Origin of the sequence: Microvirga sp. VF16 (genome assembly GCF_016864375.1) — a bacterium.
Lineage (GTDB): Bacteria > Pseudomonadota > Alphaproteobacteria > Rhizobiales > Beijerinckiaceae > Microvirga.
The window spans coordinates 31,670-45,257 of sequence record NZ_CP069357.1; the positions used below are offsets into that span (position 1 = coordinate 31,670).

The 13,588-nt window shown below is 58.7% G+C and carries 12 protein-coding genes; 3 read left to right on the forward strand and 9 right to left on the reverse strand.

Annotation, left to right across the window (positions count from 1 at the left end):
* Window positions 1-90: 90 nt before the first annotated feature.
* The 3 genes from JO965_RS39240 to JO965_RS39250 all read right to left on the reverse strand — a co-directional run bounded on the left by JO965_RS39240 (window position 91) and on the right by JO965_RS39250 (window position 2,825).
* Complete coding sequence (locus JO965_RS39240; RefSeq protein WP_203447164.1) at window positions 91-864, reverse strand: hypothetical protein; 774 nt, start codon at window positions 862-864, stop codon at window positions 91-93.
* A gap of 32 nt (window positions 865-896) precedes the next feature.
* A complete protein-coding gene (locus JO965_RS39245) occupies window positions 897-1,637 on the reverse strand; it encodes a hypothetical protein (RefSeq protein WP_203447165.1) in 741 nt (246 codons plus the stop codon).
* A 711-nt stretch (window positions 1,638-2,348) separates the two neighbouring features.
* The gene (locus tag JO965_RS39250; RefSeq protein ID WP_203447166.1) at window positions 2,349-2,825 is read right to left on the reverse strand and encodes a PH domain-containing protein; all 477 of its coding nucleotides are present in this window, start codon (window positions 2,823-2,825) and stop codon (window positions 2,349-2,351) included.
* A 630-nt stretch (window positions 2,826-3,455) separates the two neighbouring features.
* On the opposite strand from JO965_RS39250, the gene JO965_RS39255 reads away from it, so the two are divergent.
* Window positions 3,456-3,680, forward strand: a complete 225-nt coding sequence (locus JO965_RS39255; RefSeq protein WP_203447167.1) for a hypothetical protein — start codon at window positions 3,456-3,458, stop codon at window positions 3,678-3,680.
* 118 nt (window positions 3,681-3,798) lie between these two features.
* Here the strand turns inward: JO965_RS39255 and JO965_RS39260 are convergent, their stop codons facing one another.
* The 3 genes from JO965_RS39260 to JO965_RS39270 form a co-directional block, all read right to left on the reverse strand.
* Window positions 3,799-4,230 (reverse strand): hypothetical protein, encoded by a 432-nt coding sequence (locus JO965_RS39260; protein ID WP_203447168.1) that lies wholly within the window; start codon window positions 4,228-4,230, stop codon window positions 3,799-3,801.
* Between the two features lie 213 nt (window positions 4,231-4,443).
* The gene (locus tag JO965_RS39265; RefSeq protein ID WP_203447169.1) at window positions 4,444-5,220 is read right to left on the reverse strand and encodes a hypothetical protein; all 777 of its coding nucleotides are present in this window, start codon (window positions 5,218-5,220) and stop codon (window positions 4,444-4,446) included.
* A gap of 9 nt (window positions 5,221-5,229) precedes the next feature.
* Window positions 5,230-6,816 (reverse strand): hypothetical protein, encoded by a 1,587-nt coding sequence (locus JO965_RS39270; RefSeq protein ID WP_203447170.1) that lies wholly within the window; start codon window positions 6,814-6,816, stop codon window positions 5,230-5,232.
* A gap of 241 nt (window positions 6,817-7,057) precedes the next feature.
* Between JO965_RS39270 and JO965_RS39275 the strand changes: the two genes are divergently transcribed.
* Complete coding sequence (locus JO965_RS39275) at window positions 7,058-9,520, forward strand: DEAD/DEAH box helicase (protein WP_203447171.1); 2,463 nt, start codon at window positions 7,058-7,060, stop codon at window positions 9,518-9,520.
* A gap of 96 nt (window positions 9,521-9,616) precedes the next feature.
* Window positions 9,617-10,309 (forward strand): DUF882 domain-containing protein, encoded by a 693-nt coding sequence (locus tag JO965_RS39280; protein ID WP_203447172.1) that lies wholly within the window; start codon window positions 9,617-9,619, stop codon window positions 10,307-10,309.
* Window positions 10,310-11,213: 904 nt separating this feature from the next.
* Here the strand turns inward: JO965_RS39280 and JO965_RS39285 are convergent.
* The 3 genes from JO965_RS39285 to JO965_RS39295 form a co-directional block, all read right to left on the reverse strand.
* Window positions 11,214-11,879, reverse strand: coding sequence for a hypothetical protein (locus tag JO965_RS39285; protein WP_203447173.1), 666 nt, complete (start codon window positions 11,877-11,879; stop codon window positions 11,214-11,216).
* 406 nt (window positions 11,880-12,285) lie between these two features.
* A complete protein-coding gene (locus tag JO965_RS39290; protein ID WP_203447174.1) occupies window positions 12,286-12,528 on the reverse strand; it encodes a UTRA domain-containing protein in 243 nt (80 codons plus the stop codon).
* A 78-nt stretch (window positions 12,529-12,606) separates the two neighbouring features.
* The gene (locus tag JO965_RS39295) at window positions 12,607-13,458 is read right to left on the reverse strand and encodes a WYL domain-containing protein (RefSeq protein ID WP_203447175.1); all 852 of its coding nucleotides are present in this window, start codon (window positions 13,456-13,458) and stop codon (window positions 12,607-12,609) included.
* Window positions 13,459-13,588: the final 130 nt, after the last annotated feature.

Sequence of the window (13,588 nt, forward strand, 5' to 3'; positions counted from 1 at the left end):
ACCTAGGGGGCTGCTCGTACCCCCGAACCTCGACCAAACCCCGAAATCCATCAACGCAGAGGGCGGCTCCATCGATTGGAACCGCCCTTTTCAATTCCCGGCAGCGGCCGCGTCTGTCATTTCCTGTGGTACTCCAAGCGGCTTGCCTTCCATCGACATCAAACGCTCTTGGGGGGTTGGAGGGTGCTGCTCCGAGATCCTCTTGAGCTCACCAGGTAAGAGCCTAGTCCGAACCTTGTAATGATCGCTGGCATACATAAGCGCTCTCGCCACGAATCCGTGCCAGCGCGGATCTAGCGCGTAGGTCCCCTTGTCCCGGTCAACAATCACGTCACAACCAGCGACCGGCGCCGAGGGGGTCTCAATTGGTCCAAGCTTATATCCATCGAGGGCATCAGCGACCGGTGCGGGGACAACAAACACTAGGTGCGGATCGGCCAAAGCGCTCCGGTAGGCAGGATCCTTCCGGCACGCAGAGATCCCTTGCTTGAAGCAGGGCATGGTTGCAGCCAGCTCCTCTTCGCCGACGATCCGGACTGCTTTGAGGATCGAGGCATCCTCAGTGACTGCCTCGACCACCGGCCTGCATTCGAGTGGTTGCCCCACTCGGCCCTGGCGGGTGTCGATCTGACATCCACAGGCCATATCCTTCAGGTGGCCCTTCACGTCCTTTCGCTTTGTGATCCGATCCATGATGGAGAGGGAGACCTTCAGCGGGTCAGAGGCGGTCCGGGAGACACCCTTCCACTCGCTGCGGGACGGCGCTTCTTGAGCATAGGAAGGGCCCACTGCTACGAGAGCAAGGACTAACAGTCCGAACTTGGGGTTGGGCCAAATCGCTGCGGGTTTTTTGATCCTTAGCATACGGCGTCTTGGGGCCACAGGCACGGCGTCCATCACGAGCTTGCCTCCGAGCTACCGTCCCCAGCGTCGATTTCCGGGAACAGCAAACGGTAGACTCTCAGGTTGTCGCGAGCCTCCTGGATTCTGACCTCGAGATCACCCAGAGCCTCCATGCGTGAAGCCAAGGCCGATCCGTCGAACCCGCCAGGTCGGATCAGGGCCTCGCCACGACCGACATATAGGTTATCGACCTTGATCCTGGCGGCGATCTCTGGAGCCATCGCGGCCAGCTTCGGATCGGCCAATGCCGGAACCCGGGTAAGGTCCACCTCCATCACGGTCTGGACACCTGGAGCGAGAGGAATGGGCGGCTCATGCTTTACGCGTCCGTAGGCGACGACCTCGCCCTTCCGGTTCACCAAATCCACGGATACGTCAACACCCGTCATCGGAACGTCGAGAACGTTGAAGATTGAGAATCCAATATAGGGCTTACTCTTAGCCGTCTCTGACCAGAAATAGCGGGTGCGAGCCAGTGATACCTTCCCGAGAAGGTTCCGCCGGCGCTCTTCGTCAAACTGCTGGCTGCTGACGTCCCGACGCTCTCGCCGACGGTACTCACGAATCCAATCGAGCTGCTCCTTGAGAGCGCGGGAGTCCTGGGCAACGTACACCGATACGATGGCAGCAGGGCTCATCTGGTCGAACTTGCCCACTCCACCTTTAAGGATCGCGTCCAGATAGGCCGGGTTGCCGAATGATGGCTCCGTTCCGCGATCAGTAACAAGCCTCAATCCTTCCTTGCCATTGAACTCGTCCGGTGGAGCCTCAAACGAGACCGGGCTTGCTGCCCTATATAGAGCCTTCAGAAAGGCCTGAGCCCGCCCACGACCGTCCTTATCGTGGGAGGCGAGATCTTGAGCGACCTCATTAACACTCTTCGAAAGCCCCTCGTGGTTTGTCCCGGTGATACTCGGATCGCCGCATCCCGACAGTATCGCCGATGCGAGGCAAACTGCTAAAATCCGAACTGCACTTCTTGATTTGCGAATCATAAGTGTAGACCACTTTCTAATGCGTCTCTTCTTTAAGGGCTGTACCATGCGTATACCGACCAGTCATCGCACACTAATTCGCGCTGCCGGCTTTTCCGTCGTCGCCACCGCACTTGCTCTTGGGGGATGCCAGACCAAATCCGTCTCGCTCCCATCAAACGAGCCGCTTGTCACCACAAGTCCGAAGGTTGGGAATATCGGGCAAAGCCAACTGCCGGCGATCGCAGCTGCTACAGGCAAACGCGAGATTGATGTTGCAGGCAATTCAAACTCTTGGGTGTTGCGCCGCCTGAATGCCGATAGGCCACAGAGCGCCACCGTTGCTCAGGCAACTCCCTCCGCAAGCCCATCTCCAAAGTCGAAAGCCGCTACTCCGCTTGCGTCCTCATCCCGCAGCAAGGGACTCCGCGACATTTCGCTCGCTGAAATTCCCCTCTTGGACCCGACCCACTACGACCCCAAGCGGCTACGATAGCGGGAGGGAGCTTCCCTCCTCGAATCCAATTCTCCGCGCAGGCCCATCACCAGGTTTACGGCCTCCCGGGCATTTCCGAGCGATTTCATCCTGATATTCACGACGCCGCTCGTGTCGAGCGCGATGTCACCATAGCCCATCACTCGTCCGTCAATGGATTGGTTAAGCTCTGCGCCAATGATCTCTCGAAGTGACGCAGATTGTGCATAGCGGCGGATGAAGCCCGAGCGTGCCACCACACGATCCGGATAGATAATGAACTGAGTGGTATGCCAGCGGATATAGACTAGCAGGACTGCTATCGCCCCGGCTGCCACGCATCCGGCATAGATCAACGTCCAAGTTGCCGGGCTAAGAAGGCGCCACGGCTGAGTAAGGGCTTGAGCGTAGGCCGCTGCAATGACCGAGACACCTCCCACGACCAAGGGACTAATGAAGACAACTTTGGACAACCTAAACACCCTCAGAGGCCTGCTAGTGTCGTGAAACTCCTCTGTCATTCCTTCCTGGAGCTCGGCATCCATGCGGCTTTGCATCAGTGACATCTTTCTCAACGCGGGTCCGAAAGTTTTGCAAATCGGCAGAACGTTTGGTCGCTTGCTCCGAATTTAACGTGTATTATACAGCGTACTAAATCGGGAACAATATTGAGATCCAAGTTCATGAAGTGCCTGACGAAACGCAAATCAAACCCTCTGTCCCTCCTCGCCGGGGCCAGTTTCCTCGCGCTATACGTTGCAACTCCAGTTCACGCCGTAGAAGGTTCAGGCCGCTTTGGCACTGGGCCAAGGATCGCGCAAGCAGCGGCCGCCGGAGAGCCGCAGACGAGGGCCCAGTCGAGGACCACGGACCCGGCCCTGTGTCAGGACACCCTTGGCCTTTACCTGAGTGTCTCCACAAAGACGTTCGAATCCAAGGTCGCCGCCGAAGTGCTCCTCGAGACTATCGCTCGCCATGAAACCTTGGAGAGGCTCATTGCAATGGCGACTGCATCTGGCTGTGAGCTCAGACCTTTCCTTGAAGAGGAGGTCAGGCGCAACAAGCACTGACCACAAACCACCAGCCCCCAAAGGATAACTCGAATGAAGAAACTTTTAGCCCTCACGGCGGTTGTGCTCGGAACAGCCACTCTATCGGCTTGCGCAGACCGCACCCATCTTCCGAACTACGCAATCTATGTGCAGCACGGTCCATACAGTGACTACTGTTGGATGTACCAGACAGACTGCTTGAAAGTGCCAGTCACTAAGAAGCAGCCGGTGAAAAGCACCGGCCGTCGTGAAACGGTATTGATCCGCAAATACTGAACCGAGCCAGACTCAAATCGCCCGTTTTTATGAGCGACAGGGTTGCTCATATAGTTTTATAGATCATGAAATGCTCGGGCAAAATGAAAAGGGCGGCTATTGCCGCCCTCGTCGTTCCTTATCGCACCGGGTAGGTTGTGCTCTTGTCCCCGGCCCATACTCGGACCTCGTTTCCGGACTGCTCCGCGCCATTTTCATCCGTGAAATCAGGTCGGTACCCGTCACCGGACTTATGGCCATACTCAACCCGGTAGCTGATGCCTCCGGTTCTGGCGTCGTACTTCAGAACCAGACCGTCCTTGGCGACAATGCAATTCCCCGCCGGCGTGCTGGCCTTTTCCCTTACGCATCTGGCGAAGGCCTCCCGGGTTTCCTTGATCACCCTATTCGCCTGCTTCTCCGTCACTCCAGTCCGATACTGCACGGCGTCAACCGCGACCTCTGAAAAGTCCCGACCATAAACCGGCACTTTGGGGGCTGGAGCGGCGGATACATCAGCAGCAGCGACCAGCCCGGCCGTTACCAAAACACCCATCATTAACTTTTGCATCGTCTGCCCCGCACTGTCAGTGTTTTTGCCAGTCGTCTTGGCCTTGAAAGAGAAAGGGCGGTCTTACACCGCCCCTCGATAGCTTCCTACTCTGGGCGATCTTCGATCCTGTGAGCAATTCTGGGTTTCCATAGCGCAGGAGACCGGGCGGGTGCTCTGTGACCACAGGATCCTTCATCTGACGAGCCAAGAGCCTGATTGCGACAAGAAGGACTACGTGTTGCGCCCACTCAGGAACCGCGACAAGAGCGATACCTTTGCCTCCTGCCTGGGTCCTTCCTTTTCCGCTGTGCGTACCTCGAGCTTGTAGATCACGCCGATCGCCGCCCGTTCATGCACGACTTCGTAGATCGGGATCGGCGGCTGGGCACGGAATGTGGGCTTTGGTGTTTCGGCGATGGGCTGGGGCGGCACCACCGCCTTCTCAGCTTTAGGCTTCTGCGGACGCTCCGGAGCAGCGGCCACGGATGAAACTGGCTGCACCTTCGGAATCGCGCCGTCACGATCATCCCCGAAGATGTTTCGCTGCAGCCGGTAGCCGGACGCGATTCCGGTATCCACCTTCTCATCCCGGTACCTGTCTGAGTACCGTTTGGCGGCAGCCGTCACATCCCTACCTAAGTCCGCTGCTGTGAACGCCCGCACAATCAGCCCGCAGGCAAACTTTGGCGTCATCCAGTTGCCAAGCCGGATTACATTCTGAGCCTCGGGCTTTCGAACCTTGCCTCGGCTGATCCGAAGGTCCGCGTCATCGACCGAAATCCGCTCGACGCCCATCATCTCCGAACGCCACATCAGTGCCGTCTCCACAGCAACCCCGAAGTGGCCGAAGGGAAGGATGGTGAGGCGGGAGAGTGCCCCTCCCTGCCGATGGACTTCGATCGTCAGGGAAAGGTCTGATCCGCTCTTCTTCACGTAATAGGATGCACCTGCCGCCTGGTCCCGGCACATGGCGACGTCGGCTTGAGCATCAAGAACCCAGTCTTGCATGGCTGCCTCTTACCTCATCATCCGAACGGCACCGGAGCCGAGCGACATCGCGCCCGAACCCACCATTTTCGCGCCGCCACCGGCGAGGCTCATACCCGTGCTTGCCTTGTCCTTCAGATCGGTCTCCGCCTCCTTGCCCGCACCGGTCAAGCCACCCTGGAACTGGGTAATCTCTTCCGCAAGCTGGAACACGATGCTGGCCGCTTTGGTGGCGAGGCCCCACGCCCCCATGAGATAGAAGAATGAGAGCCAATTGGCCTCATCCCCACCGCTGCCAGTGCCAACGAACCAGTTGAACCCACCCTGGGACATGGCATTCAAGAATGCCCGGCTTCCGTCCGCTGTGACGCTGGAGCCGAGCGCCTTGGAGAAGCCGAAGTTCATGATTTCATTGCAGATCACAAACACGAAGCCCGAGGCGGCAAACACGGCTCCCATGTAAAGGAGTGACCGCAGACCCGCATGGGCGATGCTTCGAGTGGACTGGAAAATCCAAAAGAAGAGGAAAACCGGCAGGAGCGCCAGGGTCAAACCCGCCCGAACGAGTGCGTCCAGGTAGCGAAGCCCGAAGGTGATGGTGAAAAACAGGAACGCTACCGTCATGACGAGGCCGGCGACGATGACTGCACCGAGCGCGCCCCAGGACGGATTGTTCATGGACCTGGGAGCCTCCGTAATGAGCCAGGTGCCAGAGGCAATCCCCGCGACGCCCATGGAGTGAAACGACCAGAGCATCTTACAAGCGGTCTTCAGGTGCTCCCTCGCCATGTCGGACAGCGACCCCGATCCTGTTGTCGGGTCAGCGCACGTCCTGTCCTGCAGTTTCGCCTTGGTAATTTGCCCCGTCTCCTCAACGAGCATCTTCCCCACCTGAGTTCCGAGCAGAAGCGGCCCATCTACGAAGAGGACTTTGGCAGGATGCTCGCTCCCCGATCCGGTGTTTGTCTTGAAGGCCTGCGCTGTAAGAGAGGTCAGGAATAGAAGAAAAATGACTGCAACGCGGCCTATGTACTTGAACACGTCACCATACGCCGAATTGAAATCTTGAGCCGCGGGGGCGCTGATGATCAGGAAGACCTTGACTACCAGAATGATCTGCGTAACGACCACGGCGAGCGCCACGATCTCCCTTGTTTCGACGAAGAAGGAAAACGTCTCGCCTGCAAGCCCCATCAGGGCGCCGAAGATGGCGGAATAAGTCTCGCAGGACCAGCAGCTTGCATCCAGCTTTGAGACCACTTCCCGGACCCAACTGCCGGAATTCGCGAGCTCGTTCTGCAAATTGGTCATCATAAGCTGATTGGTAATCTTATCGGCCGAACAGTCTGATGATCCACTCAGGACGCAGCTACCGTAAGCGTCTACGAAGTCTTTAAGCTGCTTGCCCTTGCTGAGCAGCGCTTGGCTGTTCTCGTTGAATTTCTGCTGGAACCACTCAGTCGTTCCCACCTGAGGGGTCTGGGCCGGTGACGTTTCAGCGTGCGCGGAACCGAGCCCGAACGCTGATCCGAGCCCAATTACCAGGGCCATCACTGCCAAAAATCCCCAAAACGTCATGCCGCCATTAGCCTGATTGCGCACCCGCACGGTCGGCATGATCGAGTTCCTCCCGAAATACATTGACGATTCGCGTTTTAAAATGGTCCCAGGGCGACCTATAATACATGATTGCCGAAAGCGAGAGAGCTAAAAGCCAGAACTCCAGTGGTTCAGCGGATTTCCGCCCGGCGTCCCAGCAACACAGTCCCTGCCCTCTCCTGCCTCGGTCCCCGCTCATCTATCGGTAATGCCACAAGCTGCACTCCTCCCCGGCCAGCATCCCAGTGAGACTGACGCTTTGCAGCGCGCCCTGCAGGCAGGGGATGATCTGCCCGCAGTCTACTCTGCCGGCGAATGGACCTCAGGAAAGAACTACGGAGCGATCCTGCTCCTGGATGGAGAAGCTGACGACGTCACCGCCTGGAGAGTTCTTCTGAAGTCTCCTCGCTTCGCGCCACTCGCTCAAACTCTTGGGCTCAAATATGACGCCCAGCGACTTGCCTGGCGCATACCTACTCTCCGGGAGGTCGGCCTCCTGTGCGGCTTTGCCCCCGAGGCATACCGGCGCAAGCTCATGGCCAAATGCCCTCACCTCGACGTCTTGGAAGAGCCGATCGCAGCGCCCTGTGTTCATTATATTAAAAGTCGTGACCTGTTTATCTTCGTAGGGAGCTTCAGCCATCGCGGGTGGGCCAAGAACACTGGCTGGGCCTTCAGCGAAAGCGGATCGCTCTGGTACACCGACTCTGCTCTCAAGGCGGCTGGCCTCTATAAACTCGCCACGCCCCAAGCCCGGACAAAGATCGAGGAGGAGCTTGCAGGTCTGAAACTTCTCGCCGCTGTCAAGAAGGGCCTGACCTTTGGCCGCCCCTGGATGACGTATGATCCCCGAAAGGAGCGTCTTGTTGTTCATGGGGAGGAGGATCTGCAGTCTGCCCTTGGGCCCTACGGGTTCAGGGCTCGCATGTCGCTGGGTAAACGGAACGCCTTCAGCGGCAGGTTCACGACCCGAAACTTCCGGGCCGCATGCGACTTGACCCAACTTGCCGATCCAATCCTAGCCACCGGACTGGCAGCGATCGCATCGAAGCTTCAGTTCCTCGATATCGGCTCTATCGACATCTCGGCCCTTCTCGGGCAGATCGTCTCCACCGACAGCAGCGCCAAACAGAAGAAATCCGAGGCCGACCGGGCGCACAAGATCGAGCTCCGGTATGTGAAAAAGCAGAAGCGCTTCTTCACGACACGGGTTGAGGCCGCCAACGACAACGCTTGGACCGTAGCCAAAGACACTGTCTGGATGACCACCGACCCGGTGGCGGCCTCCAAATATCGGAAGTGGGGCGACGACGAAACCGAGATCGCAATCCAGACGCTGATCGCGGAAGAGTATGCGGCGGCAGCGGCAGCAAGAGTTCCGGCTCCTGTCCCGGCTCCTCGCAAAGGCCAGAGCTATACGTCGGATCAAATCGCAGGCATCAACTTTGCCACAACCCGACCGTGGGCAGTCCTTGCGGACGATATGGGTTACGGGAAGACAATGCAGGCGGTCGGCGTCATTGACGTGCTCCGTCCTCGTTATGTGCTGATCCTCACTCTTGCTTCCGTCACCCCTGCTTTCGCCAGGGCTGTAACAGATTGGGTGTCTTACCAACCACACGTCAACCTGTTCACAAACCTTGCCAAGACGCCGGTCCAGCCAGGTGTGACGGTCGCCTCATACGAGTCCATCCTTAACAATCCGGAACTCCTCGACTACCCATGGGATTATGCGGTCTTCGACGAATTCCATAAGCTGAAGAACCAGACCGCCAAGCGTGCACGAGCCGTCATTGAGCGACTGGGATACAAGCTCTCTGGAGGACTGTTCCTCTCCGGCACTCCCCTCACCCGCCGTCCCCAAGACCTGTTTACCCCGCTCCACCTCTCCCTTCCGCAGGCCTTTGACGACTTCGGTCGGTTCTCGAAGGTCTACGGCCTTGGAGATCTCGACTCCGACAATGAGGAACGGCGGGAACGGCGAAAGACGCTCGGCCGCATCATCATGGGCAGCATTATGCTGCGGCGCCTCAAGAAGGGCCTGCCTCCCAAGCGGCGCCAGCCCATCGAACTCGACGTGATGGATCCCTCCCTTGTGGACCTCCTCAAGGAAGAGAACCTGATTTTCGACTCTTTGAAGAACACCGAGAACAAGGTCGAGAAAAAGCAGATCATGACGAAGCTCAACGCGCTCCGGCGCAGGACGGCTTCGTTTAAGATCCCCTATGCGGTCGAGTGGGTGATCACCAAGTATGAGCAAGGCGAGCCGGTGCTGGTGTTTGCTCATCACCAGGAGATCATCGACCAACTTGCAGACATTATCTCCGCGTTTGGACCCAAGGTGGCCAAACTCCACGGCAGCGCCAACACGCCTCGCAAACGGCAAAAGCTGATCGACGAGTTTCAATCTGGCCAAATTGATGTGATCGTCGCAGGCATCCAGGCTGCAGGAACAGGGTTAACAATGACCCGTGCCGCGGAGGTGCTCTTCTGCGAAGTCGATTGGGATCCTTTTGCACTATTGCAGGCCGAGGATCGATCCCACCGTCACGGCCAAACCAGGTCGGTCAATGTCTGGTACATGGTCATCAAAGGGTCGATTGACGCCTACATTTGCAGCATCGTCGACACCAAGCTCCGCATCGCCAACGAGATCTATGGCGACGAGGACAAAATCTACAGCGCCGTCGGCAGCGATCTTGCCATGGCCGCCGCCGCCTGACCTAGCCCCCGAATTAAAACGCTGATAAGTTCCTCGCTAATTCAAAAGACCAAGAGCGGGAATTTTGATTCTCGAATCATGCCACCAGGACGATCCATGCTTAACCGCCGCCAAATCCTTACCGGTCTTGCTGCATCGGCAGGCCTCGCCCATAGCACCCTCGCCCGTGCCCAGGTCGCATTTCCTGTCGGCACTCAGCTGATACCGTCGCTTGCCGGCCCCGAGACCCTCGAGATGCCGTCATTCGAATTCGAGCCGTCCGCTGAGGCCCCCAGCCTGCCGAACGACATGAAGAACACGGACCTTGCGGCAATCACGTCAAAAGCTCCGTTAACCCAAGCAGGACTTCCGGCCCACCGCGGGCTCTGGCTGGTCAACTACAACACCAATGAGGAAGTTAAGACCGTCTTCTGGAAGGAAGGCGTATACGACAAGCCAGCCTACTCCCAGCTCTGCCACATGCTTCGCGACTGGCGTGAGAATGTCACGATGGCAATGGATCCCAAGCTGTTTCACCTGCTCTGGGCAATCCAGCATCGGATCAACTTCCAACAGCCGATCATCATCACATCAGGGTTCAGGACCAAGGACACCAACGAGTTGCTCCGGGCCGAGGGATCCGCGATCAATTCCCTCCATATGCACTCCCAGGCATCTGACATCGTGGTTAATAAGATGTCGGCCGAGACAATCGCCAAGTACGCTCAGGCCATCGGCATCGGGGGGATTGGGCGCTATAGGTCATTCGTGCACGTCGATACCGGGGCTATTCGCACGTGGGAAGGCTAGTGTCGGTGTGTGTTCGAACACCCATAAGTCTGACTCAAACGCGCAGAAGTTTGACTCATATTGCACAGTAGTCTGACTCAAGCATGAACTTCTGCTTACGGCCCAAGCACGGACCTTCAGCTAAGGTCCGCCCAGTGCCAAGAGCGGCCCTTCGCACTTTTCAAGAGTACACTTGGTTTTCAAGAGTACACTTGGAGGGTGTAGGACCCGTGATCCACGGTCGCTCAATGGCGCCGCACGAGTCGATCCTTGAGCTCGTCCCGGAAACGTCGGTCCGGGCGCGGATTGAAGATCATTGAGAGTGCATCCCCGAAGACAGCCAACCAGCGCATGTTCCCTCCTTTGTGTTGTTGGCGGCATCTTGCTCAAGGCGCTGTCGGCGGTCAAACCGGACAGTTTGTCGCTTGCGGGCTACGCCTCGCCCCTCCCATGGCTAGTCCCGAGAGCGGTCGGACCTGCGGCTGTAAAGCCATGTGCCGCTCTGGCATCCGGTAGCAAATGCCACCAGATTCGGGACCATGTGCAGGCCTCCGGTGCCTCTTCAGCCTTCAGGCTGTGGCGTCAGGCTCCCACAGGTCGAGACGGTGGTCCTACAGTTAGCACCAGGTCAAACCCGGCCTTGAAGCGCGGCCGTGTGAAGGTCCGCCTCACTCACCTCTTGCAGAAGTGCCAACTGAAGTTGCCCTAAAGTGAATGATCCTGGGCATGTGCTCCCACGTGACCAGAATAGGCCACACCCCGCGCGATGAAACGGAAGCCTTGATAGAGATTGAGGCTCGTGCTCATGCCTGAGACCCTGCCGTAGGCGCCGACCTAAGCCAACTTGACAGTACTGCTCCAACGGCGAGGGAGGATAGCGAGGTGCCGCCCTCCAGCGCGGGCTCCATGGCGGTGTCGCTCGCCTCTAGCGGGACGCTAACGCGGCATGGCGGGGCGGCTCCCACCGGATGGGCTTGTACGCCTTGTCCCTCAGCTTCGCGTCACCCCAGATCGTGTCGAGGTATCCCGCCTCGGCGAGAATGATGGCGTCCAACCGCGCGGCACGGTTGATGTCCACGTGCGCCTTGCCGTTCCGGAGGCGCGCGTCATCCTTCTTGGACAGCTTGGTGACAAACGTCACGACAATGCCAGGCGCCCCCTCGACCTCGTACGCGTTGAACAGAGCGAGGCCGTCCGGCCTCACGTCGATGAGGTTTTCTTTGAACGCAAACCCATTGTTCTGGGCATGTGCCCGGATGTCGGCGAGTGTGGTCTCGCCGTAGACGAAGCCTGGGAAATCGGCAGGCTTACCATTGGCGCCGCCGCCCCACTTCTTCTCGGCGTAGACGATCCTCTTCGTCTCCGGGTCCGCAGCGACGGAGAGCCTGTTCCCGTCGGGCAACTTCCATCGCCGGTCCTCGTGCGGAGCCAAGCTCTTGGAGGGAAGCGGCCTTGCATTGATTTTGGGGACCGACGCGATCTCCTCGCCGACCTTGATCCCTGAGAGGGATTGCGCCTGGGCACTGGTGCCGAACAGCATGCCTGCAGCGACCGCGATCGCGGCGATGGCCTCGAGCTCAAATCGTTGCATGATGCCCCTGACGTTTGATTTTGGCCGGAAAATAGGGAACTGGTGGCTTGTGCGTCAACATTTGCGCGCTACCGGGGCCGTCCTTCCGAACCTTGGTGACGCATTCATGCAACACCTTCGGCCACCGGGCAGAGGCGCACCGCCGCCGGTTCTACCGCCTCCCCAAGCGCCAGAATACCGCAGGGTTCGCAACCCTGTCTCTCGGGTGATCACCTGATGTTTGGTCATTCATTGGCAGGCTTGGATCGAGTCAAACCAGGAGATCTCCAGCCCATCAGGAATGTCCGGTGCTCTACGCTTGAGCAGACATTCGGCTTAGGTCAGCCTCGTGCCATTAACCGACCTTCCCGCACAGCATCATAAGATGAGCAACGCCGGCAAAGGTCGAGAGGCGCTGCTACCGCTCTTACGCCGCCTCGACGATGCGTCGCAGGGACGAGGAGACGACGTATCGATCGGCCGGATGCACGCTGACGGTAAACTCCAACAGGTCGGCCTTGCGATCCAGGTAACGGCGCACGACCAGCAAGGCGGGACTGCCAGCCTCGGCCTCGAGTGCACCAGCGCGTCCCTCCGCAATCAATGCACTGCGGAGCCGTTCAGCCAACGCGTCACCGCCATCGAGCGCTTCAGGGCTCCCTGAGGTCACGTGCCTAGAGCGGTCTTCAGAGCGTCAATGAAGCCGCACTCCTGGTACGGGAGACTCATGGTCCCCGGATCGGTGCGGTTACCTCAGGGCTTCCTGTAGCTTCGACCTGTTGATGCACACAATTCGTGCATTGGGATCTTCGACGCCTCCCTGGACCGAGCCGCGCAGTCCGAGATGTTCGAGCAAGTAGAGGGCCTCCGCCCGTCGGACGGCGATCGTCCCGCCGGCGGCCGGCAGTCCGATCTCCTTCATGACCACTTCGGCCTGACCGGGGGAAAGGGCTGGGTTCGGGACCAAGGCGATGTCGATGCGCTCGTTCCATTCCTGGTCGGCCGCTCCGTCTACCCAAGGGACCGAACCGTCTGGTTCCGGCTCCGACATGCGGGTCAGGACGAGATCGATGAAGGCTTTGCGTTCGTAATCCCAGGTCCGTGCGTGGAGACGGTTGCCGTTGTCGACGAGGTGATGGGGACAGATGGTCCGGCGCCTCGCGTCCCTGCTTGTCAGGGACTGGTACCGGATGGACAGAGGGATCCGCTGGCTGAACGAGCGGATGACGGCCGAGATGATTCCGTCGTCCTCCTTCCGCCACGGGCTCGAGATCCGCTCCAGTGGGATCGTCGGGCGGTCGGCGGATGACGAGTTGTCCTGGACCCACTGGGCCGCGTCCTTGCCGAAGATGGGCTGGTAGTCGTCCCCCCGCCTGTAGACCTTGTCGTCCGTACTTAGTCTCATATTCCCAGGCGCGAGGCTTAGGTATTGTCCGATGTCGGACGATGCCTGCTGGGGAGAGATGTTGAACTGGACGCATAGATCCCGACGGCGCATCTCGCCCGTCCAATGGATCACGTCCTCGATCCAGCGCAAGCGCCTCAGGATGGAGTCGCCACCCCGCTTGCCACGGAGATCGTCTATTGAATGGACTGTCATCGTCAATTGAGTTGACCGATATCGTCTAGTGAATGGATTGACACCGTCTATTGAGTGGATTAACCCTGTTGACCCTCATTAGCAACACATTATTCGGTATATGGGCGAAGCTTCGTTAATTACCGCTGGA